24 protein-coding genes, 1 other RNA gene and 1 pseudogene are annotated in these 25662 nt (G+C 66.5%); 10 read left to right on the top strand and 16 right to left on the bottom strand.

All coding sequences use genetic code 11. The features are described 5' to 3' along the window. Window positions 1–115: 115 nt before the first annotated feature. Window positions 116–1267: an acyl-CoA dehydrogenase family protein gene (locus tag KQ910_RS10410; protein ID WP_216959260.1), complete on the bottom strand. Its 1152-nt coding sequence runs from the start codon at window positions 1265–1267 to the stop codon at window positions 116–118. Window positions 1268–1363: 96 nt separating this feature from the next. Then, window positions 1364–2464: a Zn-dependent alcohol dehydrogenase gene (locus KQ910_RS10405; protein ID WP_216959257.1), complete on the bottom strand. Its 1101-nt coding sequence runs from the start codon at window positions 2462–2464 to the stop codon at window positions 1364–1366. Between the two features lie 43 nt (window positions 2465–2507). Between KQ910_RS10405 and KQ910_RS10400 the strand changes: the two genes are divergently transcribed. Further along, window positions 2508–3266, top strand: coding sequence for an SDR family oxidoreductase (locus KQ910_RS10400; protein ID WP_216959255.1), 759 nt, complete (start codon window positions 2508–2510; stop codon window positions 3264–3266). 163 nt (window positions 3267–3429) lie between these two features. On the opposite strand, the gene ilvC is transcribed toward KQ910_RS10400, so the two are convergent. Then, window positions 3430–4449, bottom strand: coding sequence for a ketol-acid reductoisomerase (gene ilvC / locus KQ910_RS10395; protein WP_216959252.1), 1020 nt, complete (start codon window positions 4447–4449; stop codon window positions 3430–3432). A gap of 201 nt (window positions 4450–4650) precedes the next feature. Here ilvC and KQ910_RS10390 point away from each other — a divergent pair, with 201 nt between their 5' ends. After that, a complete protein-coding gene (locus tag KQ910_RS10390) occupies window positions 4651–5196 on the top strand; it encodes a hypothetical protein (RefSeq protein WP_216959250.1) in 546 nt (181 codons plus the stop codon). Here the strand turns inward: KQ910_RS10390 and KQ910_RS10385 are convergent. The 4 genes from KQ910_RS10385 to miaA form a co-directional block, all read right to left on the bottom strand. Next, a complete protein-coding gene (locus tag KQ910_RS10385; protein ID WP_216959247.1) occupies window positions 5193–5813 on the bottom strand; it encodes a LysE family translocator in 621 nt (206 codons plus the stop codon). The two genes, KQ910_RS10390 and KQ910_RS10385, sit on opposite strands and share 4 nt — an antisense overlap. A 2-nt stretch (window positions 5814–5815) precedes the next feature. Next, window positions 5816–6328 (bottom strand): acetolactate synthase small subunit, encoded by a 513-nt coding sequence (gene ilvN / locus KQ910_RS10380; protein ID WP_216959244.1) that lies wholly within the window; start codon window positions 6326–6328, stop codon window positions 5816–5818. Beyond that, window positions 6325–8100 (bottom strand): acetolactate synthase 3 large subunit, encoded by a 1776-nt coding sequence (locus KQ910_RS10375; RefSeq protein WP_216959230.1) that lies wholly within the window; start codon window positions 8098–8100, stop codon window positions 6325–6327. Before KQ910_RS10375 ends, ilvN begins: the two co-directional genes overlap by 4 nt. 108 nt (window positions 8101–8208) lie before the next feature. Further along, complete coding sequence (gene miaA, locus KQ910_RS10370; protein ID WP_216959227.1) at window positions 8209–9144, bottom strand: tRNA (adenosine(37)-N6)-dimethylallyltransferase MiaA; 936 nt, start codon at window positions 9142–9144, stop codon at window positions 8209–8211. Here miaA and serB point away from each other — a divergent pair. Further along, window positions 9143–10076, top strand: a pseudogene (serB, locus tag KQ910_RS10365) (phosphoserine phosphatase SerB). The gene miaA and the pseudogene serB overlap by 2 nt on opposite strands. After that, the gene (locus tag KQ910_RS10360) at window positions 10073–11077 is read left to right on the top strand and encodes an NADP-dependent oxidoreductase (protein ID WP_216959221.1); all 1005 of its coding nucleotides are present in this window, start codon (window positions 10073–10075) and stop codon (window positions 11075–11077) included. Before serB ends, KQ910_RS10360 begins: the two are co-directional and overlap by 4 nt. Before the next feature lie 154 nt (window positions 11078–11231). Here the strand turns inward: KQ910_RS10360 and KQ910_RS10355 are convergent, their stop codons facing one another. The 3 genes from KQ910_RS10355 to hflK form a co-directional block, all read right to left on the bottom strand. Then, window positions 11232–12716 (bottom strand): DegQ family serine endoprotease, encoded by a 1485-nt coding sequence (locus KQ910_RS10355; RefSeq protein ID WP_216959219.1) that lies wholly within the window; start codon window positions 12714–12716, stop codon window positions 11232–11234. Between the two features lie 210 nt (window positions 12717–12926). Beyond that, window positions 12927–13814 carry a protease modulator HflC gene (gene hflC / locus KQ910_RS10350; protein WP_216959216.1) on the bottom strand — a complete coding sequence of 296 codons (888 nt, stop codon included), beginning with the start codon at window positions 13812–13814 and terminating at the stop codon, window positions 12927–12929. After that, window positions 13811–15034 (bottom strand): FtsH protease activity modulator HflK, encoded by a 1224-nt coding sequence (hflK, locus tag KQ910_RS10345; RefSeq protein WP_216959213.1) that lies wholly within the window; start codon window positions 15032–15034, stop codon window positions 13811–13813. Before hflK ends, hflC begins: the two co-directional genes overlap by 4 nt. A 141-nt stretch (window positions 15035–15175) precedes the next feature. Here hflK and apbC point away from each other — a divergent pair, with 141 nt between their 5' ends. Then, window positions 15176–16342: an iron-sulfur cluster carrier protein ApbC gene (gene apbC, locus KQ910_RS10340; protein ID WP_216959210.1), complete on the top strand. Its 1167-nt coding sequence runs from the start codon at window positions 15176–15178 to the stop codon at window positions 16340–16342. A gap of 138 nt (window positions 16343–16480) precedes the next feature. Here the strand turns inward: apbC and KQ910_RS10335 are convergent, their stop codons facing one another. Then, window positions 16481–17029, bottom strand: a complete 549-nt coding sequence (locus KQ910_RS10335) for a GNAT family N-acetyltransferase (RefSeq protein WP_216959207.1) — start codon at window positions 17027–17029, stop codon at window positions 16481–16483. Then, on the bottom strand, window positions 17026–17964 hold the full coding sequence (gene thyX, locus KQ910_RS10330; protein WP_216959203.1) for an FAD-dependent thymidylate synthase: 939 nt from the start codon (window positions 17962–17964) through the stop codon (window positions 17026–17028). The genes KQ910_RS10335 and thyX overlap by 4 nt, the downstream gene beginning before the upstream one ends. Before the next feature lie 78 nt (window positions 17965–18042). Here thyX and ssrA point away from each other — a divergent pair. The 3 genes from ssrA to KQ910_RS10315 all read left to right on the top strand — a co-directional run bounded on the left by ssrA (window position 18043) and on the right by KQ910_RS10315 (window position 20713). Beyond that, window positions 18043–18364, top strand: a transfer-messenger RNA (tmRNA) gene (ssrA, locus tag KQ910_RS10325). Window positions 18365–18470: 106 nt separating this feature from the next. Beyond that, a complete protein-coding gene (locus KQ910_RS10320) occupies window positions 18471–19031 on the top strand; it encodes an SspB family protein (protein ID WP_216959200.1) in 561 nt (186 codons plus the stop codon). 65 nt (window positions 19032–19096) lie between these two features. Further along, the gene (locus KQ910_RS10315) at window positions 19097–20713 is read left to right on the top strand and encodes a fumarate hydratase (protein ID WP_216959198.1); all 1617 of its coding nucleotides are present in this window, start codon (window positions 19097–19099) and stop codon (window positions 20711–20713) included. 119 nt (window positions 20714–20832) lie between these two features. Here KQ910_RS10315 and KQ910_RS10310 read toward each other — a convergent pair whose 3' ends face one another. Beyond that, the gene (locus KQ910_RS10310) at window positions 20833–21351 is read right to left on the bottom strand and encodes an SH3 domain-containing protein (protein ID WP_216959196.1); all 519 of its coding nucleotides are present in this window, start codon (window positions 21349–21351) and stop codon (window positions 20833–20835) included. A gap of 169 nt (window positions 21352–21520) precedes the next feature. On the opposite strand from KQ910_RS10310, the gene KQ910_RS10305 reads away from it, so the two are divergent. Next, window positions 21521–22201, top strand: a complete 681-nt coding sequence (locus KQ910_RS10305) for a VOC family protein (RefSeq protein ID WP_216959193.1) — start codon at window positions 21521–21523, stop codon at window positions 22199–22201. A gap of 38 nt (window positions 22202–22239) precedes the next feature. Here the strand turns inward: KQ910_RS10305 and KQ910_RS10300 are convergent, their stop codons facing one another. Both KQ910_RS10300 and typA read right to left on the bottom strand, forming a co-directional pair. Further along, window positions 22240–22662 (bottom strand): DUF6481 family protein, encoded by a 423-nt coding sequence (locus tag KQ910_RS10300; protein ID WP_216959189.1) that lies wholly within the window; start codon window positions 22660–22662, stop codon window positions 22240–22242. An 11-nt stretch (window positions 22663–22673) separates the two neighbouring features. Next, on the bottom strand, window positions 22674–24503 hold the full coding sequence (gene typA, locus KQ910_RS10295; protein ID WP_216959186.1) for a translational GTPase TypA: 1830 nt from the start codon (window positions 24501–24503) through the stop codon (window positions 22674–22676). 115 nt (window positions 24504–24618) lie between these two features. Between typA and KQ910_RS10290 the strand changes: the two genes are divergently transcribed. Continuing rightward, on the top strand, window positions 24619–24843 hold the full coding sequence (locus KQ910_RS10290) for a ribbon-helix-helix domain-containing protein (RefSeq protein WP_216959183.1): 225 nt from the start codon (window positions 24619–24621) through the stop codon (window positions 24841–24843). Here KQ910_RS10290 and KQ910_RS10285 read toward each other — a convergent pair. Beyond that, window positions 24830–25660: a nitroreductase family protein gene (locus KQ910_RS10285; protein ID WP_216959180.1), complete on the bottom strand. Its 831-nt coding sequence runs from the start codon at window positions 25658–25660 to the stop codon at window positions 24830–24832. The genes KQ910_RS10290 and KQ910_RS10285 overlap by 14 nt on opposite strands. Between the last annotated feature and the right edge of the window lie 2 nt (window positions 25661–25662).

Genomic DNA, 25662 nt, shown 5'->3' with positions numbered 1-25662 from the left:
GCCCCGCAGGCGCGCGTCTCGAAGGGTGGGCAACGCGCACCTCGTTCCTGAAGTCACCCTTCGAGACGGCGCTACGCGCCTCCTCAGGGTGAGGTCTGTACCGATCTTGCGCACTTCAGAGGCCCATCATCTTGGCGATGGTGTTGCGCTGGATGTCGTTGGTGCCGCCGCCGATCGAGCCCACGCGGACGTCGCGGAACAGGCGCTGGATGTCGTGCGCCATCGTGTAGCCGGCACCGCCCATGATCTCCATGGCGAGATGGGCGCACTTGAACTCGCCGTCGGTGCCCTGGATCTTGGCGATCGCCGTCTCCTCGACCGGATCGAGACCGGCATCGAGCATGTCGGCCAGGCGATAGGTCAGCGCCTGCGTCGTGCGCAGCAGGATGCGCATGTCGGCGAACTTGTGCTGGATCGCCTGGAACTTCGAGATCGGCTGGCCGAACTGGATGCGCTCCTGGGCGAAGCGCTTGGCGTACTCGATGCCGAAATGCATGTTGCCGCAGGCTTGCGCGGCGAGACACAAGCGCTCGAGGTTCAGACCCTTCATCAGGCCGGACCAGCCGCGATTCTCCTCGCCGATCACATGGTCGGCCGGCACGAACACACCGTCGAAGAAGATCTCGTTGGCGTGCGTCGTGCGCCGGCCCAGCGTCGGCAGCGGCTGCATCGTGAGACCGGCCGCGCGCGCATCGACCCAGAACAGCGTCACGCCCTTGTGCCGCGCCTCGCTGTCGGTCTTGGCCACCACCATCAAATAGTCGGCGACGTGCGCGGCGCTGATGTAGAGTTTCTGCCCCGTGATCCGATAGCCGTTGCCGTCGCGCACCGCCCGCGTCTTGATGCCCGACGCGTCGGAGCCGGTGTCGGGCTCCGACAATGCGAACGCCGACTTCAGCTTGCCGGCGCAGATCTCCGGCAGATAGCGCCGTCGCAGATGCTCGCCCGCCGTCAGTTGCAGGTGCATGCCGCCATAGACGACGGTCGGCAGATAGAGCGAGGACGCGCCGCTATAGTGACGCGCCAGCGCCTCGACCAGCACGACGAGGTCCTTGCGGCTGCCGCCCATGCCGCCATAGGCGGGATCGTAGGGCAGCGCCATGTAGCCCGCTTGCGCCAGCGCATCGAACGCCGCGTGCGGGAAAGCCGACTCCTCGTCGAGCCGCCGGATCTCCTCCGGCGGCAGCACGCGGGCCAGCAGTTCGGCGACGTTGCGCCGGATCAGGACCTGCTCGTCGGTCAGGCCGAACTCGTCGAGGGTGCTCATTTCACTTGGGCTTCGTGTCCTGGCGGTACAGGTAGTAGGCCCAGCCACCGACAGCGGCGAGAGCCACGAAGACGAGGATTTCGTAAAGAGACATGATCAGTCGAACACCACGACGCCGCGTGCGACCTCGCCCGCCATCATGCGCTTGAAGCCCTCGTTGATTTCCGAAAGCTTGTAGGTACGGCTGATCAGGCCGTCGATGTTCAGGCGCTTGTTCATGTAGTGATCGACCAGCACCGGGAAATCGAGATCGGGGCGAACCGAGCCGTAGAACGTGCCGCTCATCGTCTTCTCGCCGAACACCATCATCATCGGCGAATACTGCGCCTTCACCGTGGCCGCCGAGATGCCGACCGCGACGCCGTGGCCGCCCGGCGCCAGCGCGTCGAAAGCCAGTGCCTGCGTGGCGCCGACCGACACCGCGTCGAAGGAATAGTCGACGCCCAGCCCGCCGGTGATCTCCTTCACCTTCTTTACCGGATCGTTGTCGGTCGCGGTGTTGATCGTGTGCGTGGCCCCGAAGGTCCTGGCCATCTCGAGCTTGTTGTCGAGAATGTCGGCCGCGATGATCTTGCTGGCGCCCGAGAGCATCGCGCCCTGCACCGCGTTGAGGCCCACGCCGCCGCAGCCGATCACCAGCACGGTCGAGCCCGCTTCGATCTTGGCATGGCGCGTCACCGCGCCCACGCCGGTCGCAACGCAGCAACCGACCAGCGCCGCCTGAGCCCACGGCATGTCCTTGCGGATCGGCACCACCATCTCTTCCGGCACCACGACTTCCTCCGCGAAGGTGCCGATGCGGGCCATCTGGTTGATGCCCTCGCCCTTGTGCTTCAGCCGCAGCGTGCCGTCATGCTGCGCGCCCGGCGGCACCGACGCGCGCCCGATGCAGAGCACCGTGCGACCCTGCGTGCAGTAGCGGCAGCGCCCGCAATGGGGACGGAACGAGAAGATCACATGGTCGCCCGGCTTCACCGTCGTGACGCCCGGACCGCATTCCAGGATCTCGCCCGCCGCCTCGTGGCCCGGCACGATCGGCATCGGCGAGGGCCAGTCGCCGTTCATGATGTGCCAGTCGCTCTGGCAGACACCCGACGCCTTCATCTTCACGCGCACTTCCTGCGCCTTGGGCGGGTCGAGTTCGCACTCCACGACCTGGAGTGGCTCGTTGGGCTTGAACAGAACGGCGGCCTTCATGCTTTTTCCTCCCGAAGCGTTGCCGACACTATATCATCGCGCCATGAGCAAAACCCTCCTGATCACCGGCGGCGCCTCGGGCATCGGCGCCGAGACCGCCCGCCAGGCCGCGACGCGCGGCTACCGCATCGCCATCAACTACCGGACCCGCGACGCCCAAGCGAAGGCCGTGGTCGCCGACATCGAGGCCAGGGGCGGCAAGGCGATCGCCCTGCCCGGCGACATGGCGCGCGAGGCCGACATCGTGCGGCTGTTCGAGGAGACCGAGAAGGCGCTGGGGCCGATCACCCATCTGGTGAACAGCGCCGGCACCAACGGAAAACGCGGCCGGGTCGACGAATACGACGCCGCGGTGCTGGCCAACCTGTTCGCCACCAACGTCACAGGCCTGATGCTGTGCTGCCGCGAGGCGGCCCGGCGCATGTCGACGAAACATGGCGGCAAGGGCGGCGCGATCGTCAACGTCTCGTCGATGGCGGCGACGCTCGGCGGACGCCTCGGCTCCTCGGCCTATGCCGCGAGCAAAGGCGCGGTCGACGCCTTCACCAAGGGCTTCGCCCGCGAGGTCGCGTCCGAGGGCATCCGCGTGAACTCGCTGCGGCCCGGCATGGTGCTGACCGAGATGACGGAGGGCCGGCTGAAGGATCCGGCGTTTCGCACCAACATCGAGAAGTCGATTCCCATGGGTCGCGTTGGCCGGTCGGCCGAGATCGCCGAGGCGGTGCTGTGGCTGCTGTCGGACGAGTCGTCCTTCATCACCGGCGCGATGCTCGATGCGTCGGGTGGCGGGTATATTATCTAGGCGCGTTCACACGCGCCGGCGGGCGGCAGCGCCTTCAGAGGCGCGGGAGCCCGCTCCGTGCAAAATAGACAAGAAAAAGGCGCCGGTTTCGGCGCCTTTATCCTTTCTGCCCGGTGCGGGCTCTCGCGCTTGGTTACAAGCGCTGCCGCCCGCCAAGGCGCGCTTAGTTGCGCGCCTTATCGACCAAGGCCTTTTCCTTGATCCACGGCATCATGGCGCGGAGCTTCTCGCCGACCTCTTCGATCGGGTGCTCCGACATGCGCTTGCGCGTGGCCTTGAACGAGGCCTGGTTGACCTTGTTCTCCAGCATCCAGTCGCGGGCGAAGCGGCCCGACTGGATGTCTTCGAGGACGCGCTTCATCTCCGCCTTGGTCTCGGCGGTCACGATGCGCGGGCCGGTCTTGTACTCGCCGTACTCGGCGGTGTTGGAGATCGAGTAGTTCATGTTGGCGATGCCGCCCTCGAAGATGAGGTCGACGATCAGCTTCACTTCGTGCAGGCACTCGAAGTACGCCATCTCCGGCGCGTAGCCCGCCTCGACCAGCGTCTCGTAGCCAGCCTTGATCAGCTCGACGAGGCCGCCGCACAGGACGACCTGCTCGCCGAACAGGTCGGTCTCGCACTCTTCCTTGAACGAGGTCTCGATGGTGCCGGCGCGACCGCCGCCCACCGCCGACGAGTAGCTGAGCGCGATCTCGAGCGCATTGCCCGAGGAGTTCGCCGCCACCGCCACGAGGCAGGGCACGCCGCCGCCGCGCACATACTCGGAGCGCACGGTGTGGCCGGGGCCCTTCGGCGCGATCATGAACACGTCGAGGTCGGGACGCGGCGTCAGCAGGTTGAAGTGGACGTTGAGGCCGTGCGCGAAGGCCAGCGCCGCGCCCTGCTTCATATTGCCGGCGAGGTCGGCGTTGTAGATGTCCGACTGCAGCTCGTCCGGGGTCAGCATCATCACGATGTCGGCCCACTTGGCGCCGTCGGCCGGGCTCATCACGGTGAAGCCGGCGCCTTCGGCCTTCTTGATCGTGGCCGAGCCGGGCTTCAGCGCAATGCGTACGTCCTTGACGCCCGAATCGCGGAGGTTCATGGCGTGGGCATGGCCCTGGCTGCCGTAACCGACGACAAGGACCTTCTTGCCCTTGATCAGGTTCACGTCGGCATCACGATCGTAGTAGACACGCATTGGCGCCATTCCTCCTGGCTGACTTCTCGCAAAGAACGGGGGTTAGTAGACAAACCGGCCCGTAAAAACCAGCCTCGAATGCTGCTTCAATGCATGGTCGCCCTGCGTCGAACCCAAGACGCCCCTCGCCAGCGAACCCCGATTCTACATATGGTATGGGGTAGCCGCTCCCGCCCAAGCCTCCGAGAGGAAAGCTTCCTGATGTCGTCCCTTCGCTCCACCCTCGCCCTCCCGCTCGCCGCCCTCGCGCTGGCGGCCTGCTCGCAGCCCTCCGACGCGCCCACTGGGCCGGCCGTCGGCATGCCGGGCATCGACTACGCCGTGGAGAACTCGACGCTGCACGGGGCCGCCCGGGCCATGCGCAACCACACCTGGCTGTGGACCCGCGGCAACGGCCCGGCCCAGATCCACTACTCGACGGCGGACGGTCGCGACCTCGTCTGGATGGTCGGCCAGCGCCGCATCTTCCAGGGTCAATGGATGGTCGAGAACACCAGCGATTCGAGCGGCCAGCCGATCACCCAGATCTGCCTGCGCTATCCGGGCGTCAATTTCGGCGGGCTGAGCGCCACCCCGACCTGCCGTCCGGCCGGCACTTTCCTGGGCGAAATGCAGCAGCGCGAGGGCGGCGATCCCCTGCAGATGAACGGACGGACCCAGGCGCTGTTCGTGATCGACAAGGCGCCGGCCAACCTGGCCGAGATCGAGGGCCGCGTCGCGTCGATCAAGGGCCTGTCGAACTACTAGCGGTCGAAGGCCAGCTTCAGGCCCAGCAGCGCCAGCGCGCCGCCCATGAACCGGTCGAGCCAGAGCTTGGTTCGCCGGTAGAAGGCGCGCGCCGTCTCGCCCGAGAAGAGCAGCGTCAGCAGGGCGAACCAGCTGAACTCGTTGACCGCCACGATGGCCAGCACCGTGGCCTCCATCCAGGACGGCATCTGGGCGGGCAGCAGGGAGACGAAGATGCTGCCCATGAAGACCATGACCTTGGGGTTGCTGAGCTGCAGCAGAAGCGCCTTCAGGAAGCCCTGCCAGGCCCCTCCCCGCCCTGCCGACGGATCGGCCTCGGGCAGCGGCGCGCCGGCATGGCGCAGCAGCATCCAGGCGAGATAGAGCAGATAGAGCGCGCCGCCGATGCGGAAGGCGACGTAGAGCCACTCGAAGCGCGCGAACAGGATCTGCAGGCCATAGAGCGCTGCAGCCGCCCAGGCGACCGCGCCCAGCATCATGGCGAAGGCCGCGAGGAGTCCGGCACGGCGGCCCGCGACCGCCGCGGTCTGGACGACCAGCACCGTCGACGGGCCGGGGCTCGCCACGGCAAGCAGATGGACGACCGCGAGCCCGGCAAGGGCCGCGACGTACTCCATGCCTAGAGCGCCTCGCCGCCGCGCGACATGGCGACGATGCCGGTGCGGCAGACATCGACCAGGCCCAGCGTCTCCATCAGGCCGATGAAGGTCTGGACCTTGTCGCTGTTGCCCGTGACCTCGAACACGAAGGAATCGGACTTGGCGTCGATCACCTTGGCCCGGAACACGTCGGCCAGGCGCAGCGCCTCGACGCGCTTCTCGCCGACGCCCTTCACCTTCACCAGCGCCAGCTCGCGCTCGATGTGCGGGCCCTCGACCGTGAGGTCGCGCACGCGATAGACCGGCACGAGACGGTCGAGCTGCGCCTTGATCTGCTCGATGATCATGGGCGTGCCCTTGGTCACGATGGTGATGCGCGACTGGCTTTCCTTCGCGTTGGTCTCCGCGACAGTCAGGCTCTCGATGTTGTAGCCGCGGCCGGAGAACAGGCCGACCACGCGCGCGAGGATGCCCGGCTCGTTGGCCACCAGGACGGAGATCGTGTGGGCGACCACAGACGTATCCTTGCTCACACCAGCACCATGCCTTCTTCCGACACCGTCGTGGACTGCTTGTCGTCCGGACCCAGCAGCATCTCGTTGTGGGCAGCACCCGAGGGGATCATCGGGAAGCAGTTCTCCTTTTCGTCGACGATGACGTCGACGATTACGGGGTGCTTCAGATCGATCATCTCCTTGATCGTATCGTCGAGCTTGGCCGGATCCTCGCAGCGCAGGCCCTTGGCGCCGAACGCCTCGGCGACCTTCACGAAGTCGGGCAGAGATTCTGAATAGCTCTCGGAATAGCGGCCACCGTGCAGCAGCTCCTGCCACTGCCGGACCATGCCCATGTAGTGGTTGTTCAGCACGAAGATCTTCACCGGCAGGCGATACTGCGCCGCCGTGGAGAGCTCCTGGATGTTCATCAGGATCGAGGCTTCGCCCGCCACGTCGATGACGAGCGCCTCGGGATGGGCGATCTGCACGCCCAGCGCCGCGGGGAAGCCGTAGCCCATGGTGCCGAGGCCGCCCGAGGTCATCCAGCGGTTGGGCTGCTCGAACTTCAGGAACTGCGCCGCCCACATCTGGTGCTGGCCCACTTCGGTCGTGATGTAGTGGTCCTTGTCCTTGATGTGATGATAGAGCCGCTCCAGCGCGTATTGCGGCTTGATCACCTGCTTGTTCGGCTTGTAGGCGAGGCAGTTGCGCGCCCGCCACGTGTCGATCTCGGCCCACCACGCCTTCAGCGCCTTCTGGTCGACCTTCGGCTGCTTCGCCTTCCAGGCCTTGAGCAGCTCCTCGAGCACGATGCCGGCGTCGCCGACGATGGCGAGGTCGACACGGACGTTCTTGTTGATCGACGACGGATCGATGTCGACGTGGATCTTCTTCGAGTTCGGCGAGAACTTCGTCAGGTTGCCGGTGATGCGATCGTCGAAGCGCGCGCCGATGTTGATCATCACGTCGCAGCCGTGCATCGCCAGGTTGGCTTCGTAGGTGCCGTGCATGCCCAGCATGCCGAGGAACTGCTTGTCCGACGCCGGGAAGGCGCCGAGGCCCATCAGCGTGTTGGTGACCGGATAGCCCGTGAGATGCACGAACTGCGTCAGCAACTTCGAGGCCTTGGGACCGGCATTGATGATGCCGCCGCCGGCATAGAACACCGGGCGCTTGGCCTGCGCGATCATCTCGATCGCCTGCTCGATCTTCTTCGGGTCCGGCTGGGTCTGCGGCCGGTAGCTCTTGTGCGTCACCGCGACCTTCGGCGGCGGCGTGTACTCGTGCTTGTTCATCAGCACGTCCTTGGGCAGGTCGATGACGACCGGGCCCGGACGGCCGGAGCGCGCCACGTAAAAGGCCTCGTGGACCGAGCGGGCGAGATCGCCCACCGACTTCACCAGGTAATTGTGCTTGGTGCAGGGACGCGTGATGCCGGTCGTGTCGGCTTCCTGGAAGGCGTCGTTGCCGATCAGGTGAGTCGGCACCTGGCCGGTCAGGCAGACGAGCGGGATCGAATCCATCAGCGCATCGGTGAGGCCGGTCACGGCATTGGTCGCGCCGGGACCGGAGGTCACCAGCACCACGCCGACCTTGCCGGTCGAGCGGGCATAGCCCTCGGCGGCGTGCACGGCCGCCTGCTCGTGGCGCACCAGGATGTGGCGCAGCCGGTTCTGCTTGAACAGCGAATCGTAGATCGGAAGGACCGCACCGCCGGGATAGCCGAAGACGACCTCGACTTCCTCGTCGATCAGGGCTTTCACCAACAGATCGGCGCCGGTCGTGGCGGACTCCTCGGGCTTCGTCACAGTGCTCTCCTTCTGACAAATGTGCCGCAAAACGGGGGTTTTGCGGCGCGGCGGAACATAGTGGCAGGGTCGGAACCGGTCAATCCAAAAAGATCGAAACGCAAAGTTTCAGGTGTCTGGATTGTCCAAATATTTCTCAATCGCGACCAGAGCTTGATCAGCCCTTGGGTCGAATACCAGATCTGGTGCCATCTGGTGCCGAAACCACGTCATCTGGCGCTTGGCATACTGCCGCGTGTGATCGATGGCGACCCGCCGGACGTCCTCCCGCGACATCTCTCCCCGGAAATGGCGGAACAGTTCGGGTGCGCCATGAGCCTTGAGACCGGGCCAGGCCGGATCGGGCTGGCGGTCGAAGACCGCCCGCGCCTCGGCCTCGATACCGCCCGCCAGCATGACGTCGAAGCGTCGCTCGATGCGTTCGCGCAGCCAGGTCCGGTCAGGGGACAGCAGCACCGTCACGAACCGCCAGGGCGCGGTCGAGGCCTCGCCCTCCTGCCAGGCACTCAAGGGGCGGCCCGTGGCCTGCCAGACTTCCCAGGCGCGGACATGGCGCTGGCGGTCACCCGGCTTCAGCCGGCCGACGAGGACGGGATCGTGCTCGGCCAGCCGGGCCCGGAAGGCTGCCGGACCCAGCGCGGCCCAGTCGGCATTGGCCTGCTCCCGAAGCTCGGGCGGCGCGTCGGGTATCGGTGCGATGCCCTTCATCAGGGTGCGCAGGTAGAGGCCCGAGCCGCCGCACAGGATGGGCACGCGGCCGGCGGCCCGCGCCCGCTCGATCTCCCCGCTGGCCAGCGTGCGCCAACTTGCCGCCGACACGGTCTCGCCGAGGGGTACCACGCCATAGAGCGCGTGCGGCGCCCGCGCCTGCTCCTCGGGCGCCGGCTGCGCCGTCAGGATCGGGAAGGCGTCGTAGGTCTGCATCGCGTCGGCGTTGATCACCGTGCCGCCGCGACGCTCGGCCAGCGCGAGCGCCAGCGCCGACTTGCCGCTGGCGGTCGGTCCGGTGACGACGATGACAGGAGCTTTTGCCTGCGAAACCATGAGCCGGCGCACTGTTTGCAAATCCGCGACCCCGACGCTAGAGCCGGGGCGTGAAAAACGTACTGGTCCTCATCTCCAATCCCGCCCGTCCCGCCCTCACCGAGGCGGTCGTGGCGGCCGCCGCCGAAGCGCTGAAGCGTGCCGGCGCCACCGTCGGCCAACCCGACTGGCTGGCCCCCGGCATCGCCTGCGATCTGCCGTTCGACGGCGCGGCCGCGCCGCCCGCCCTTCCTGATGTCGATGCGATCGTCCTCGCCTCGCAGGGCCGGCGCAAGAAGCTGCTCGTCGCGGACATGGAATCGACCATGATCCACAACGAGATGCTCGACGAACTGGCCGACTTTCTCGGCCTGCGCGAGAAAATCGCCGGCATCACCGCCCGCGCCATGAACGGCGAGATCGATTTCGCCGGAGCGCTCGAGGAGCGGGTCGGGCTGCTGAAGGGACTGCCGGTCGGCAAGCTGGACGAGGCCGCAACGCGCATCCGCTACATGCCGGGCGGCGCCACCCTGGTCGCAACCATGAAGAAGCACGGCGCCTATTGCGCGCTGGTCTCGGGCGGCTTCACCTATTTTACGTCGATGGTACGCAAGAAGCTGGGCTTCGACTTCGATGCCGCCAACGTGCTGGAACATGACGGCACCTCACTGGCCGGTACGGTCGGCCGCCCGATCCTCGGCAAGGAAGCCAAGTTCACGACCCTGCAGCGGCTGGCCGGCGAACACGACATCACCATCGCCGATGCCGTGACCGTCGGCGACGGCGCCAATGACCTGCCGATGCTGAAGGCCGCCGGCCTCGGCGTCGCCTTCCATGCCAAACCTGCCGTGGCGGCCGAAGTGCCGGCCGGCATCAACCACGGCGACCTGAGCGCGCTGCTCTACCTGCAGGGCTATCGCCTGAGCGACTTCGAAGAGAGGAAAGACCCATGACAGACATCCAGCAGATCGTCCTCGCCAAGCGCCCCGAGGGCGACGTCACTGCCGATTGCTTCCGCGCCGAAACGGTTGCGCTCCCCGCCCTGGCCGACGGCCAGATCCTGGTGGCGCAACGCTTCCTGTCGCTCGATCCCTACATGCGGCCGCGCATGACCGAACTGCGCTCCTACACGCCGCCCTTCGAACTCGACAAGCCGCTGACCGGCGGCTCGGTCGGCGAGGTCGTCGAGTCGAAGAACCCGCGCTACGCCAAGGGCGACATCGTGATGGGCATGCTGAACTGGGCCACCCACACGGTCCATGACGGCAAGGGCCTGCGCAAGATCGATGCGGCCGGCATCCCGCTCTCGGCCTATCTCGGCGTGCTGGGCATGCCGAGCTTCACCGCCTGGTACGGCATCAAGCACATCTGCAAGCCCAAGGCCGGCGAGACGGTGTTCGTCTCCGCCGCGACCGGCGCGGTCGGCCAGGTGGCGGGCCAACTCGCCAAGCTGGCGGGCGCGCATGTCGTGGGCTGCGCCGGCGACGAGCAGAAGTGCCAGTGGGCGGTGCGCGAGGCGGGCTACGACGCCTGCTTCAACCACAAGACCGAGCGCGACGTGGGCGCGGTGCTCGACAAGCTCTGCCCCCAGGGTATCGATGCCGATTTCGAGAATGTCGGCGGCAGGATCTTCCACGCCGTCTTCGCGCGCCTGAACAATTTCGGCCGCGTCGCCTTCTGCGGCGCCATCTCGGAATACCAGGACGCCACGCCGATCGCAGGCCCCGAGAAGATGTTCACCATCGTCCAGCGCCGCCTGACCCTGCAGGGCTTCATCGTCTCCGACCACGTGGCCCTCATGGGCGAGTTCGTGAACGAGGTCGGCGGGCTGGTGGCGTCGGGCAAGCTCAAGAGTCGCGAGACGGTGATCGACGGGCTCGCCAAGGCACCCGAAGCCTTCATGGGCCTGCTGAAGGGCGAGAACTTCGGCAAACTGGTGGTTAAGGTCGGCTGACCTGTTTGTCGTCTGAGCGCCAGCGAAGGACCTCCCGCCAACAACGCAGGACGCAATCTGGTCGTTCGGCGAGGTCTTTCGCTCTGCTCAAGACGGCAGAGAAACAAAAAAGGCCGCGCGGTGCGCGGCCTTTTCGTTTGTCTGGAGGCGAAACCTATTTCTGCAGACGGAGCGCCGCGAACCTGGGGTCGCCCTGGCGTTCGACGAACAGGAGCACGGAGCGCTTCTTCTGCTGCTGCAGCTTGGTCACGAGTTCGGTGACCTCCTGCGGCGTCGTGACCGGCTTCTGGTCGACCTCGAGGATGACGTCGCCCGCCTGGAGCTGCTTCTCGGCGGCCGGGCTGTTGGGCGCCACCTTGGTGATGATCACGCCCTTCACCTGGTCGGAGAGACCATAGCGCTCGCGCAGCTGGTCGGTGACTTTCTGCAGGGAAAGGCCGAGCTGCTCGATGGTCGAGGTCACCGGCTGGTCGGGCTCGGCCGGCTTCTTCGTTCCCTGCGCCGACGTGTTCTGCTTCTCGGCCTCTTCCTGCTCACCGACGCGCAGCTTCAGCGGCACTTCCTTGGCCCCGCGCCAGACGACGACGTCGACGGTGTTGCCCACCCGGGCATTGGCGACGATCTTCGGGAAGCGGCGCAGGTCGAGGACATCCTGGCCGCCGAACGAGATGATGATGTCGTTGCGCTTCAGGCCCGCCTTGGCGGCAGGGCCGTCAGCCGTGACATTGGCCACCAGCACACCGCGGGCACGGTCGAGGCCGAAGGAATCGGCGATATCGTCGGTGACGCTCTGGTAGCTGACGCCGATCCAGCCGCGCTTGACCTTGCCGAACTCGCGCAGCTGGTCGGCGACCTGCTTCACGAGATTCGACGGGATGGAGAAGGCGAGGCCGGCATTGGTGCCGGAGGGCGAGTAGATCGCGGTATTGACGCCGATCACCTCGCCGTCGGTGTTGAACAGCGGACCGCCCGAGTTGCCCTTGTTGATGGCGGCGTCGGTCTGCAGGTAGTCGTCGAGTGAGTCGTTCAGCGAACGGCCGCGCGCCGAAATGATGCCGGCCGTCACCGAATGGCCCATGCCGAACGGATTGCCGATGGCGATCACCCAGTCGCCGACCCGCGACTTGTCGGAATCGCCCCACTTCACCGCCGGCAGGGGCTTCTTGTTCGGCGGCTCGACCTTCAGCAGGGCCAGGTCGATGCGGCTGTCGGAGCCGATCAGCTTGGCCTTGAGCTGGGTGTCGTCGCGGAAGATGACCGTGATGTCCTCGGCGCCCTGGATGACGTGGTTGTTGGTGACGATGTAGCCCTCGCCGTCGATCACGAACCCGGAGCCCAGCGAGGTACCGCGACGCTTCTGCTGCTCCTCGCCACCCTTCTTGTCGAAGAACTCCTTGAAGAGCTCCTCGAAGGGCGAGCCCGGCGGAAGCTGCGGCATGTCGCGCAGCCGCGGACCCTGCTGGGGCACGTTCTGCGTCGTCGTGATGTTGACGACGGTCGGCATCAATTTGTCGACCAGCTCGGAAAAGCTTTCCGTCGGCTGGCGCGCCCAAGCCGGCTCCGTCGCCACAAGACCAAGCGACGCGATGGCCGCGAGAGCGGCTCCTCTGAAATAGCCTTGAAAATCAGCTAGAATCACGACCGACCTCCAACGGCGCTCAAGGCCAAACGGTCGGTACGGCCGGCGCCGCGCGTTAGAGTTCCTGTCTACCTGCGGCCCGATTGTGGCGCAAATAAAGAGGCCGTTATCAGGCCCGTATTTGCTGCGTTTTTCACGTGTCTCCAAAAAGAAACCGGCGGCGTGGCAGGAGTGCCACAGCCGCCGGTCCGGTACGGTTCTTGCCGGGTTCTACTTCTTCAGTGCCGGTATTCCGGACGGGTCGTTGAAGTAGCGGAAGAAGTCGTTGTCCGGGCTGAGCAGCATGGTCGAGCCACCCGAACCGAACGCCTGCTTGTAGGCCTCCATGCGCCGGTAGAAGCCGTAGAAGTCCTTATCCTTGCTGAAGGCCTTGGCGTAGATCTCGGTCGCGGCGGCATCCGCCTCGCCCTTCAGTATCTGGCCCTTCAGCCCGGCGTCGGCCTTGATGACCGCAACCTCGCGGTCGGCCGTCGCCTTGATGCGGGCGTTCTCCTCGTCGCCCTCGGCTCGGAGCTGGCCGGCCTCGCGCTCGCGGTCGGTCTTCATGCGGTTGTAGACCGACTGGGAGTTGGCCTGGGGCAGATCGGCGCGCTTGATACGCACGTCGACCGTCTGGACACCCAGTTCCATGGTCTTGCCGTTCACCCGCTTGGTGATCTCGTCCATCAGGTTGGCGCGCTGGTCGGTCAGCACCGCATGCAGCGGCACCGACGACAGGACGCCACGGATTTCCGAGTTGATCAGCGAGTCGAGCAGGCCGCGCAGGGTCGTCTCGCCTCCCGGCACGGTCTGCGCATAAAGTTTGGCCGCGACGATCTTGTAGCGGGCATAGGCATCGACCACGAGGCGCTTCTGGTCGCCCGCGATGATCTCGAACTCCTCGGCTTCGTAGTCGAGCAGCCGGCGGTCGATCCGCTGGATGTCCTGGATCAGCGGGATCTTGGCGTAGAGGCCAGGTTGCGTCTTCGGTTCGCCGACGATGGCACCGAACTGCCGGACCAGGACCTGCTTGGTCGGGTCGACCGTGTAGAAGGTCTGGGTCACGAGGAAACCCAGGACCGCGAGCGCGATCAGCGCGATGATCGAACGGTTGCTCATCGCGTGGCTCCCGGCAAAGGCTGCGGCGCCGGTCGTGGTTGCGGGCCGACTCCCGGCGTCTGACCCGAGCGCAGCTCGGGCAGCGGCAGGTAGGGCAGCACGCCCCCATTGTTGGTCGTTCCCTTGTCGACCAGCACCTTGTTCACGTTGCGGAGCACCTCTTCCATCGTGTCGAGATACAGACGCTCCGTGGTGATGTCCTTGGCCTTGGCCCACTGCTCGTAGACCTGGTCGAAGCGCTGCGCATCGCCGCTTGCACGGGCGACGATCTCGGCCTTGTAGGCCTCGGAGCGCTGGACGATCGACTCGGCTTCACCCTTGGCCCGCGGAAGCTGCTGGTTGCGGTAGGTATTGCCCTCGTTGATCAGTTTCTCCTTGTCGGCACGCGCCGCCTGGACGTCGCGGAACGCCGCGATGACCTCCTGCGGGGGGTCGACGCGCAGAAGCTGGATCTGCGAGATGCGGACGCCCAGCCCGTATTCGTCGAGGATGCCCTGCAGCAGATCCTTGGTGTCCTGCTCGATGCGGCTGCGGCCCTCGGTCTGGGCGTATTGCAGGTTCGACTTGCCGATGACCTCACGCATTGCGGCTTCGGCGCCGGAGCGGACGTTCTCCTCAGGATTGCGCACGTCGAATGCGTACTTGAAGACGTCCTTGATCTGCCAGAGCACGGCGAACTCGATGTCGACGATGTTCTCGTCGCCAGTCAGCATCAGGTTTTCGGTCGAAGTCGGACGCGGACCGCGCGTGTAAGGAGTTGAAGCCTGGGCGCCGCGGGAGCCGAGGACGGTGCGCCGCTGATCCTGCACGTTCACGACCACGACATTTCCGATCGGTGCGGGCAGATTGTAGTGCAGGCCAGGCTCGACGGGCTTGCCGTAGGGCTTGCCGAACACGAGCTGGATCGCCTGCTGGTTGGGCTGCACGCGGAAGAAGCCGGTCGCCAGCCAGATCACCAGCGCGCCGAGCACCACGAGGGCAATGCCCTTGTAGGTGCCGAAACCGCCGGGCATGAGGTTCTTGAGCCGCTCTTGGCCCTTGCGGATGACGTCTTCCATGTCGGGGGGACGCCGCGAGCCGAAGGGGCCGCCACCGCCGCCGCCTCCACCGCCACGGTTGCCGCCGCCACCGCCACCACCCCAGGGACCGCCGCCGCCACCAGAGCCGCCGCCTCCACCGCCGCCGCCCCAGGGGCCGCCGCCGTTGTTATTCCACGCCATCGTTCACCTCAGGGCCCCTGCTTGCCGCGCGTTCGCGCGTTGTCGCTTTTGATTTCCACACGAGCTGCATATATGTGACGGCAGGCCCACCTTCAATCAAGCGGCGGACATGAAAATGCGCCGAGGCGGAAGAAGCAGAACATGGCGGAAATAAGCGAATCGGCCATCCGGAAGGTTCTCGAAACCGTCATCGATCCGGCGACCGGCCGCAGCGTCGAGGCGCTGGGCATGGTGAGCGGCATCGCCACGCGCTCTGGTCATGTCGCGGTCACGCTCGAAGTCGACCCCGCTCGCGGCACGGCCCTCGAGCCGCTGCGCCAGGCCTGCGAGCAGGCGATCCGCGCCATGCCGGGGGTTCTCTCCGCAACCGCGGTGATGACCGCCGAGCGCGCCGCGGCGACGCCCCGCCCCGCCCCGCCTCCCGCACCGGGCAATCACGGCCATGCGCACGGGCACAGCCATGGCGCGCCTGCGGGCAAGACCACGGGCGGCGGTGGCCGCATCGACGTGCCGGGCGTGAAACACATCATCGCCGTGGCGTCGGGCAAGGGCGGCGTCGGCAAGTCGACGACCGCTGTCAACCTGGCGCTCGGCCTCGCGGCCAACGGCCTCTCGGCGGGCCTGCTCGACGCCGACATCTACGGCCCGTCGATGCCGCGCATGCTGGGCGTGACCGAGAAGCCGGAGTCGGCCGATGGCAAGATGCTGAAGCCGATCGAGCGCTTCGGGCTCAAGACCATGTCGATCGGCTACATCGTGAACGAGGACACGCCGATGATCTGGCGCGGTCCCATGGTGTCGAGCGCGCTCGAGCAGATGCTGCGCGACGTGACCTGGGGTGACCTCGACGTGCTGGTCGTCGACATGCCGCCGGGCACCGGCGACGCCCAGCTCACCCTCGCCCAGCGCGTGGCGCTGGCCGGCGCCGTCATCGTCTCGACGCCGCAGGACATCGCCCTCGTCGACGCGCGCAAGGGCCTCGCCATGTTCCGCAAGGTCGCCGTGCCGGTGCTCGGCATCGTCGAGAACATGAGCTACTTCCTCTGCCCCAAGTGCGGCGAGCGCTCGGAGATCTTCGGCCACGGCGGCGCCCGCGAGGAAGCCGACAAGCTGGGCGTTCCGTTTCTCGGCGAGATCCCGCTGCACCTCGACATCCGCACCACGTCCGACAGCGGCCATCCCATCGTCGTGTCGAAGCCCGACAGCGCCCACGCGCAGGCCTACAAGAACATCGCCGGCCGCATGTGGAAGCAGCTGACCGCCAACCAGCGCGGCGCCCGCAAGGCCCCGAACATCGTGGTGCAGTAGCTCGAGATTGCCTCCCCATTCACATGGGGAGGTGGCGCCGTCTCGCGGCTTGTAACCAAGCCGCTGAGGCGACGGAGGGGTCATGACCCCATCGCCCTCGTAAGACGAGGGCACTTCCGCATCTGAATGGGGAAGGGCTTACTTTTTCGTCTTGCGCCTGCTCGGCCGCCAGCCCACGCGCCATTTGCCGATCATGCCGTGGACGCCGATCATCGAGCCGGCGACCAGTTCGAGCGCGAGGAAGCGGCGGTCCTCGACCCAACCGGGGAGCTGGATGTTCAGTGCGAGATCGCGGCGAAAGCCGAACTGGTTGTAGTACTCGGGATCCCCGACCAGGATGATGCGGCTGTGGCCCAGCATGCGCGACTGCGCCATCGAATGCCACATCAGCGCCTTGCCGTAGCCCAGGCCGCGCAGTTCGGGCGAGATGGCGAGCGGGCCCAGCATGATGGCGGGCCACTTCTCGTTGACCAGGATCGGCCAGTTGCGGATCGACGCCACCATCCGGTCCTTCTGGTCGATGGCGACGAAGCACAACTCGCGGATCGGCTTCACGCCCTCGCGCAGCCGGTAGACCGTCTTCTGCTGGCGGTCGGGCCCGAAGGCCGCCTCGTTCATCTCCTCGACCGCCGTGTTGTCGCGCGGCCGCTCGCGCAGCAGCCGCAGCCGGCCGGGATCGCGGATCACGTCGCCTGACCGAGGGCGGCCATCAGCTCGCGCCATTCGCGGGCGCTCAAGCCGCTCGACTTCTGGTCGACCGTCTCGCCCGCCAGCATGCGCTTCACGATGGCGAGGCCGGTCTTGGAGAGATGCGTGCCGCCCAGCCGGTATTCGACGAAAGCGTCGTGGCTGATCGGGCACCAGCGCTTCAGCGTGTCGAGCATGGTCTCGGCGTAGACGCGGATCTCGTACTGCGCATGGGCGTCGGCCCGCAGCGACAGGAAGTGCATGAGATTGTGGAGGTTGGTCTTCCAGTACCACTGCGTATAGAAGCCGAGCGACAGGTTCATGCGGGCCAGTTCGCGCGCGAGGCCCGATCGCTCGGGATCGAGCGGCGCACCGGCTTCACCCTCGTTCAGCATCTCGAGATAGTGCTCGTAGACCAGCTCGGCGTCCTTCTTCAGCAGGTCGAAGACGCGCTCCGCCTCCTTGCCCGCCAGCACGGCGTCGCGCCCCTGCCGGTTCATCGCGCTCTGCGCGGCGAGATGCTCGGGCTTCGGCACGTAGAACTCGTTGTCGAGGATCGAGTAGCGCGCGGAATACTCGTTCACGTTGGCGGTGCGATGGCGGATCCACTGACGCGCCACGAAGATCGGCAGCTTCACGTGGTACTTGATCTCGCACATTTCGAACGGCGTCGTGTGGCGGTGCCGCATCAGGTAGTTGATGAGACCGCGATCCTCGCTGACCTTCTTGGTGCCGCGGCCGTAGCTCACGCGCGCGGCCTGAACCACGGCGGCATCGTCGCCCATGTAGTCGACGACGCGGACGAAGCCGTGATCGAGCACGGGCAGCGCCTGGTAGAGGATCTCCTCCAGCGCCGGGGCCACGGGACGCAGGGTCGGCTGGGCGCCGGCCCGGGCCTGGTCGATTTCAGCCTGCTGGTCGCTGGAGAGGGGCATCGGTTCATTGTCCTCGTTTGCGCCGGACTTTATGGGCGCGGAGCACCCCCGGCCATGGGGAAATATCCGATGATCACCCGCCTTCAAAATGCCGGCCGATGCGCCTATATAGGGCCTGTCGGGAAACCGACTATGGCGATAAACGCCGCGTGACATAAGCGTTTCGGACCCGGGGGCAGTACCCGGCGCCTCCACCATTATTTCTCCACCCTTGGGTGGAACCGATGGGGGCGAACCAGGATCGACGGGCGTGGTAAAGACGCGGTTTTTGCTCGGTATGGTTCCGCCGTGACGGGCCATTCACAAGTGCTAACGATAACACCGTTACACTCGCTGCTGCCGCCTAAACAGCGGACGTAAGCGCGGTCCGGGGGGCACCGGGCAACAGAAGCCCCCCACTCATCTTCCGGGTCATCTCCGCTTTCCTTCCCGGCGATTGACCGCTATTGCCATCGTTGACTCTCCCGCACCGCGGGCCGATGCTTTCACGAAATTTCCGACAGGCCATGAACGATCGCTTTCACTACGACGCTCTCGTCGACGATGCGCTGCGCAGCGTCGTGCGACGCGTGCTGACTCAGGTCGCGGAAACGGGTCTTCCGGGCTCGCATCATTTCTACATCAGCTTCCGCAGCGGCGATCCCGGCGTGGAGCTGCCGGAATATCTGCGCGCCAAGTATCCGGAAGAGATGACGATCGTGCTGCAGCACCAGTACTGGGATCTCATCCTGCACGACGATTGGTTCGAAGTGACGGTGAGCTTCAACAAGCAGCAGGAACACATAAAAGTTCCGTTCTCCGCGCTCTCCGCCTTCGTCGATCCTTCGGTGCGCTTCGGCCTGCAGTTCGACCGTCGCGACAAGGCCGGCGAGAAGCTCGACGGCGCGGCCGCGCCGGTGGGCGCCTCCGAGCCGACGCCGCTGCCGGTGCCGGAAAAGCGGCCCCTGCCCGCGCCCACCGAGGGCGAGGATGGCCAGGCGCCCGCGGAGGCTGCGGCCGACGACGCGGCCAAGCCCGAGGACGCCGCCTCCAAGGTCGTCAAGCTCGACAGCTTCCGAAAGAAGTAGGTAGACGCCGCGCCCCGGCTGCGGCAGGAAACCGGCGCCCCGACAGGGTCGCCAGGAGAAGACGCATGCCCGAATTCCAGTTCCAGGAAATGTTCCCGAGCCACGAGGACACGACGTCCTACCGCAAGCTCACTTCGGATTTCGTCGGCACGGCAAAGTTCAACGGCCGCGACGTGCTCACCGTCGAACCCGAGGCGCTGACGACCCTTACGGCGGCCGCGTTCCACGACATTTCCCACCTGCTGCGTCCGGGCCATCTCCAGCAGCTGCGCAACATCCTCGACGACGGCGAAGCCTCCGACAACGACCGCTACGTGGCGCTCGAACTGCTGAAGAACGCCAACATCTCGGCCGGCGGCGTGCTGCCGATGTGCCAGGACACCGGCACCGCCATCGTCATGGGCAAGAAGGGCCAGGCTGTGTGGACCGGCGGCGGCGACGAGGAAGCGATCGCCCGGGGCGTCTACAAGACCTACACCGAGACCAACCTGCGCTATTCGCAGGTCTCGCCGCTGTCGATGTTCAAGGAAGTGCAGACCGGCACCAACCTGCCGGCGCAGATCGACATCTACGCGACCGACGGCGACGCCTACAAATTCCTGTTCGTCGCCAAGGGCGGCGGATCGGCCAACAAGACCTACCTGCACCAGCAGACGCCGGCGGTGCTGAACGAGGCCTCGCTGCTCAAGTTCCTCGACACGCAGATCCGCACCCTGGGCACCGCAGCCTGCCCGCCCTATCACCTGGCCATCGTGGTCGGCGGCACGTCGGCGGAGATGAACCTCAAGACGGTGAAGCTCGCCTCGACGCGCTACCTCGACGATCTTCCCAGCGAGGGCAACAACAAGGGCGTGGCCATCCGCGATCGCGAGATGGAGCAGAAGGTGCTGGAGCTCACGCGCCAGATGGGCATCGGCGCGCAGTTCGGCGGCAAGTATTTCTGCCACGACGTGCGCGTGATCCGCATCGCCCGCCACGGCGCCTCCGTGCCGATCGGCATCGGCGTCTCCTGCTCGGCCGACCGTCAGGCCGTCGGCAAGATCACGAAGGACGGCGTCTTCCTTGAACAGCTCGAGACCAACCCGGCGCACTTCATGCCGGACGTCGAGCCGACGCAGCTCTCGGGCAGCGTCGTGGCGGTCGACCTGAACAAGGGGATGGCTCACACGCTCTCGGTGCTCACCAGGCATCCGGTGAAGACCCGCGTGAACTTGAGCGGCACGCTGATCGTGGCGCGCGATTCCGCGCACGCCAAGCTCAAGGAGCGGCTCGACCGCGGCGAAGGCCTGCCGGACTATTTCAAGCAGTTCCCCGTCTACTACGCCGGCCCCGCCAAGACGCCGACCGGCATGGCGTCGGGCTCGTTCGGCCCGACCACGGCCGGCCGCATGGATTCCTATGTCGATCTCTTCCAGGCCAATGGCGGCTCGATGGTCATGCTGGCCAAGGGCAACCGCAGCAAGCAGGTCGTCGACGCCTGCAAGAAGCACAAGGGCTTCTATCTCGGCTCGATCGGCGGCCCGGCCGCGATCCTGGCGCAGGACGTCATCAAGAAGGTCGAGGTGCTGGAATATCCGGAACTCGGCATGGAAGCGATCTGGCGCATCCAGGTCGAGAACTTCCCGGCCTTCATCATCACCGACGACAAGGGCAACGATTTCTTCAGCGACCTGAAGATCTGAAGGTTGCTGCCAACTGTCGTTCTGAGCGAAGCGAAGGACCTGGCAGAACGACCAGCGGACTTCGTTGCTGCCGCGAGATCCTTCGCTGCGCCTAGGATGACAAGAGGAGTGGTCCCGCTCTAGCTGCGGCAGCCTTCTTCCTTCGCGCACCAGCGGTCGATCCAGGCATCGCCGGTGCGCGCGTTGATGACGTGCAGCCAGGCGCCGCGGCAGCCGAGGATGCGAAAGACTTCCTCTTCGCCCTCCAGAGTCGCGAGTTTCCTGCCCATCGCACCGGGGTGGGTCTGCACGTTGAGCGGACCGTTCACGCGGGCATCGACCATGAGCAGGTCGGCCGGCATCCAACCCTGAGACCGGCCATCGCCCGTCGTGACGCGGGCCCAGCCGCCCTGGCTGCCCGACAGGCTGACCATCGCCCGTGCACCGTCGGGCTCGGCCGACCGCGCCTGAACACGGCCGACGACGGGCGCGCCCATCGACGGCTCGGCGCGCAGCGGCACGAACTCGCCCTGTTGCAGCCATGTATAGGAATCGGTCGGCGTGCACGCATCGCCCTGCCCGGTGCTGGCGTCGACCGAACGCTCGACGACCGCAAACCCCGCAAGCACGGCGACCGTGCCGATCATGGCGCGAATCATCGTAGCCCTTCCCACTTCGTGCCGCCGGCTCCCCAGCCCGCGGCCCCCTTCACCCGTCGCCGTTGTAGGATCGGGTTGCAGCCACGTCGTGGCGCGGTTTGTAAGAATTGTTTCGCATCGCCGACGGTTTCTGGATCGACCGGCCCGTCCGCGCGCTACACTGGCCGCCATGGACCTCGCCAAGCAGCACCTCGACGTCGGCCTCTTCTCGACCAATCGCGACGACCAGCTCGCCTTCTGGCAGCAGACCGTCGGCCTGCCCTACGACCATATGGGCAAGCTGGGCGGCGGCATGCAGCAGCACCGCCACCACATGAACGGCTCGATCCTGAAGATGAACCATTCGCGCGGGCCGCTACCCGAGGCTCCCCCCTCGGGGATCGTCGGCCTCGAGATCGCTCGCGAAGGGCTGGCCGCGCCGCAGCCGCTGGCAGACCCCGACGGCAACAGGGTGACGCTGGTGCCGAAGGGCCTGAACGGCGTCGCGGGCATCGCGATCCTACTCAAGGTCAACGATCCGGCCGCCCACGACCGGTTCTGGACGCACGCCATGCAGTTCGAGCGCGCCGGCGAGGGCCGCTATCGCTGCGGCGACTCGCTGGTCATGGTGGCGGAGAAGGGCAAGGTCGAGAGCGCGGTCGGCCAGTGGCGCGGCCCTGGCTATCGCTACATGACGGTGCAGGTGTGGGATTGCCTCGCCGAATATGCGGGCATCCTCGAACGCGGCGGCGCCTCGGGCGGCGAACCGCGCGTGCTGGGCGACACGGTGCGCTTTGCATTCGTCTGCGATCCCGACGGCAATCACATCGAGATCAGCCAGCGCGCGTCCCTGACGGGCGGAGCGCTCTGAGACAGGCAAGGACGCCCGAGGGCGTCCCGACGTCCTGACTACCGCTTGCCCTTACGCGCCTTGCGGGCGGCGTAGCGGGCGTCGCGGGCGGCCTTCTGCTCGGCCTCGGACAGCACCGGCTTGGCGGCCCGCCGCGCGGCACGTTCGGCCTCCGCGGCCTCGGCTGCGGCCTTCGCTTCTGCAGCCGCTGCAGCGGCTGCCGCTTCCGCCGCGGCCACGATTGCGTCCGCAGCTGCCTTCGCCGCGGCGGCTTCGGCCGCGATGCGCGCGTCTTCCGCCCGCTTGGCTTCCCGGCGCTCGTTCTCGCGAGCCTCGCGCGCAGCCGCTACGGCAGCGCGCTCGGCCTGCTTCTTGAGGAGTTCCGGATCGTTGGCCTTCGCCTTGGCCTTGTCGAGCAAGGCCTGCTTGGCTGCCGCGGCGGTCGCAAGGCGATCGCCGAAATCCACGTTCCTGCCGCTCATGGTCCTGGTCTTTACTCCGCCGCCGCAGCGGCCTGCTTCTTGGCCCGCTTGCGATCCTCGAGATTGAGGAACCGCTTGCGCAACCGGATGGACTTCGGGGTGATCTCGACGAGTTCGTCTTCTTCGATATACGCGATCGCCTGCTCGAGCGACATCTTGCGCGGGGGCGTGAGGCGAACCGCCTCGTCCTTGCCGGCGGCGCGGATGTTGGTGAGCTGCTTGCCCTTCAGCACGTTGATCTCGAGATCGGTGCCACGGCTGTGCTCGCCGATGATCATGCCCATGTAGACGGACACGCCGGGCTCGATAAACATCGGGCCGCGATCCTCAAGCTTCCACATCGCATAGGCGACCGAGGTGCCCTCTTCGTTGGCGATCAGCGCGCCGTTGCGCCGGCCGGCGATCGGGCCGCGATAGAGACCGTACTCGTGGAACAGGCGGTTCATCACGCCCGTGCCGCGCGTGTCGGTCAGGAACTCGCCGTGATAGCCGATCAGGCCGCGCGACGGGGCGTAGAACACCAGGCGCGTCTTGCCGGCGCCCGACGGGCGCATGTCCTGCAACTCGCCCTTGCGCAGCGAGATCTGCTCGACGACGGCGCCGGTATAGGCGTCGTCGACGTCGATCACGACTTCCTCGATCGGCTCCAGGCGCTGGCCGGTGACCGGATCGGTCTTGAACAGCACCTTCGGACGGCCGACGGCGAGCTCGAAGCCCTCGCGGCGCATCGTCTCGATCAGCACGCCGAGCTGCAGTTCGCCACGGCCCGCCACTTCGTAGGAATCGGCGTTCTCGGTATCGGTGACGCGGATCGCCACGTTGCCCTCGGCCTCGCGCATCAGGCGCGCGCGGATCATGCGGGTCGTGACCTTGTCGCCTTCCTTGCCGGCGAGCGGCGAGTCGTTGACCATGAAGGTCATGGCGAGAGTCGGCGGATCGATCGGCTGCGAAGAGATCGGCTCCGAAATCGTCAGATCGCCCAGCGTGTCGGCCACGGTGGCGACCTTCATGCCGGCAATGGCCACGATGTCGCCCGCCTCGGCCGATTCGAGCGCCACGCGCTCGAGGCCGCGGAAAGCCAGGACACGCGTGATGCGGGTCTGCTCCAGTTCCTTGCCGTCGCGGCTGAGCGCCTTGACCATCGAGTTCGGCTTGATCGAGCCCGACAGGACGCGGCCGGTGAGGATGCGGCCGAGGAAGTTGTCGGCTTCGAGCGTCGTCACCAGCATGCGGAAGGCGGGATCCGGATCGATCTTCGGCGCCGGCACATGCTTCACCAGCAGCTCGAACAGCGGCGTCATGTCCGTGTGCTCGGCTTCCAGCGAAGTGGCGGCCCAGCCCTGGCGGGCCGAGGCGAAGAGCGTCGGGAAGTCGAGCTGCTCGTCCGAAGCGTCGAGCGCCGAGAACAGGTCGAACACCTCGTCGTGCACTTCGTGGGCACGGGCGTCGGACCGGTCGACCTTGTTGATCAGCACGATCGGCTTCAGGCCGAGGCGAAGCGCCTTGCCGAGCACGAACTTGGTCTGCGGCAGCGGCCCTTCGGCCGCGTCGACCAGCAGCACCACGCCGTCGACCATCGAGAGAATGCGCTCGACCTCGCCGCCGAAGTCGGCGTGGCCCGGCGTGTCGACGATGTTGATACGCGTGCCGTGCCACTCGACCGAGGTCGCCTTGGCAAGGATCGTAATACCCCGTTCGCGCTCGAGGTCGTTCGAGTCCATGGCGCGCTCGGCGACCTGCTGGTTCTCGCGGAAGGTGCCGCTCTGCTTCAGCAGGCAATCGACCAGAGTGGTCTTGCCATGGTCGACGTGCGCGATGATCGCGACGTTGCGGATGTCCATAATGATTTGTCCGGAGGGGTTGATTGGGCGCGCTTATACGCACGCTCTGTGACGGCGGCAAGGCAGGGAGAGGAGGCGTCTTGCCGCTGCGGGGCCCCGCTGCCACAGTCCCGCCATGCGCAAACGCTCGGTCACCATCAATGGCCATCGCACCAGCATCTCGCTGGAAGATGCCTTCTGGACGGAGCTTTTAGCCCTTTCGGGGGAGCGCGGCCTGTCGCTGAACGCCCTCGTCACGGAGATCGATCGGGGCCGGGCGGAGAGCGGCGGCAACCTGTCCAGCGCCCTCCGGCTTCATGTCCTCGCCGAGCTGAAGCGGCGCACGATCAGTCGAGCTTGAAGCCCCGGGCGCGCACGAATGCGCCGAAATCGGCCCGCTCCGGCACCGAATATTGCCGTGCCTTGTCCTCCGACCATCCGTAGCCCGCGTCCTCGCCGAATTTTTCCACGAAGCGCTGGGTTTTGTAGGGCTGGGTCTCGTTGCGACGCCGGTCGTAGGCCTCGACCTTCTCCCGCAGCCCCGTCTCGTCGTAGCGGTCCCGGTGAATCGACACGTCCAGCCCGAGCCGCGGGCTCATCACTCCCTCGAAGGACGGCCAGCCCACCCCGAGTCCGGCGACCGGAAACACATGCTGCGGCAGCCCCAGCACGTCCGCGACCTGGGCGGCCTGGTTGCGGATCTGGCTGATCGGGCAGGTCCCGAGCCCGACCCGGTCGGCCGCGGCGATGAAAGTGGCCAGGGCGATGCCAGCATCGACGGCGGCATTGAAGAACGGATCGAGATGGTCGTTCACGAACGGGCGGCCGCGCCATTCGAACAGCAGCCGGTGGCGCCGGTTGTTGCCGCAGAACACCAGCAGCGCCGGGCCGGCCGCGGCCCAGGGATTCTCCGGAATCAGGGCCTGGAGCTTCTCGCGCTGGGCCTTGTCCGTGACGATCACGATGTCGGCCTGCTGCAGGTCGCTCTTGGAGGGTGCCGACAGCGCCACGGCGCAGAGCGTGTCGAGCAGTGCCGGATCGAGTGGCCGGTCGGAATAGCGCCGCACGACGCGGCGGTTGGCCATCTCGGCCAGGACCTCGACGCCCTTCGGGGCCTCGGTCAACGCAGGGGCGGAACCGAACCGCGCCTTCAGCACGGACTTCAGACGATCGAGCACGG

The organism is Reyranella humidisoli (assembly GCF_019039055.1).
Lineage (GTDB): Bacteria > Pseudomonadota > Alphaproteobacteria > Reyranellales > Reyranellaceae > Reyranella > Reyranella humidisoli.
The sequence above is the reverse complement of the archived record's forward strand: the minus strand, read 5'-3'. Positions and strand labels throughout refer to the sequence as shown.

Coding starts and splice junctions, on each gene's coding strand:
- KQ910_RS10410 (WP_216959260.1), bottom strand. CDS start 1,267: ATGAGCACCCTCGACGAGTTCGGCCTGACCGACGAGCAGGTCCTGATC.
- KQ910_RS10405 (WP_216959257.1), bottom strand. CDS start 2,464: ATGAAGGCCGCCGTTCTGTTCAAGCCCAACGAGCCACTCCAGGTCGTG.
- KQ910_RS10400 (WP_216959255.1), top strand. CDS start 2,508: ATGAGCAAAACCCTCCTGATCACCGGCGGCGCCTCGGGCATCGGCGCC.
- ilvC (WP_216959252.1), bottom strand. CDS start 4,449: ATGCGTGTCTACTACGATCGTGATGCCGACGTGAACCTGATCAAGGGC.
- KQ910_RS10390 (WP_216959250.1), top strand. CDS start 4,651: ATGTCGTCCCTTCGCTCCACCCTCGCCCTCCCGCTCGCCGCCCTCGCG.
- KQ910_RS10385 (WP_216959247.1), bottom strand. CDS start 5,813: ATGGAGTACGTCGCGGCCCTTGCCGGGCTCGCGGTCGTCCATCTGCTT.
- miaA (WP_216959227.1), bottom strand. CDS start 9,144: ATGGTTTCGCAGGCAAAAGCTCCTGTCATCGTCGTCACCGGACCGACC.
- KQ910_RS10360 (WP_216959221.1), top strand. CDS start 10,073: ATGACAGACATCCAGCAGATCGTCCTCGCCAAGCGCCCCGAGGGCGAC.
- hflC (WP_216959216.1), bottom strand. CDS start 13,814: ATGAGCAACCGTTCGATCATCGCGCTGATCGCGCTCGCGGTCCTGGGT.
- hflK (WP_216959213.1), bottom strand. CDS start 15,034: ATGGCGTGGAATAACAACGGCGGCGGCCCCTGGGGCGGCGGCGGTGGA.
- apbC (WP_216959210.1), top strand. CDS start 15,176: ATGGCGGAAATAAGCGAATCGGCCATCCGGAAGGTTCTCGAAACCGTC.
- thyX (WP_216959203.1), bottom strand. CDS start 17,964: ATGCCCCTCTCCAGCGACCAGCAGGCTGAAATCGACCAGGCCCGGGCC.
- KQ910_RS10320 (WP_216959200.1), top strand. CDS start 18,471: ATGAACGATCGCTTTCACTACGACGCTCTCGTCGACGATGCGCTGCGC.
- KQ910_RS10315 (WP_216959198.1), top strand. CDS start 19,097: ATGCCCGAATTCCAGTTCCAGGAAATGTTCCCGAGCCACGAGGACACG.
- KQ910_RS10310 (WP_216959196.1), bottom strand. CDS start 21,351: ATGATTCGCGCCATGATCGGCACGGTCGCCGTGCTTGCGGGGTTTGCG.
- KQ910_RS10305 (WP_216959193.1), top strand. CDS start 21,521: ATGGACCTCGCCAAGCAGCACCTCGACGTCGGCCTCTTCTCGACCAAT.
- KQ910_RS10300 (WP_216959189.1), bottom strand. CDS start 22,662: ATGAGCGGCAGGAACGTGGATTTCGGCGATCGCCTTGCGACCGCCGCG.
- typA (WP_216959186.1), bottom strand. CDS start 24,503: ATGGACATCCGCAACGTCGCGATCATCGCGCACGTCGACCATGGCAAG.
- KQ910_RS10290 (WP_216959183.1), top strand. CDS start 24,619: ATGCGCAAACGCTCGGTCACCATCAATGGCCATCGCACCAGCATCTCG.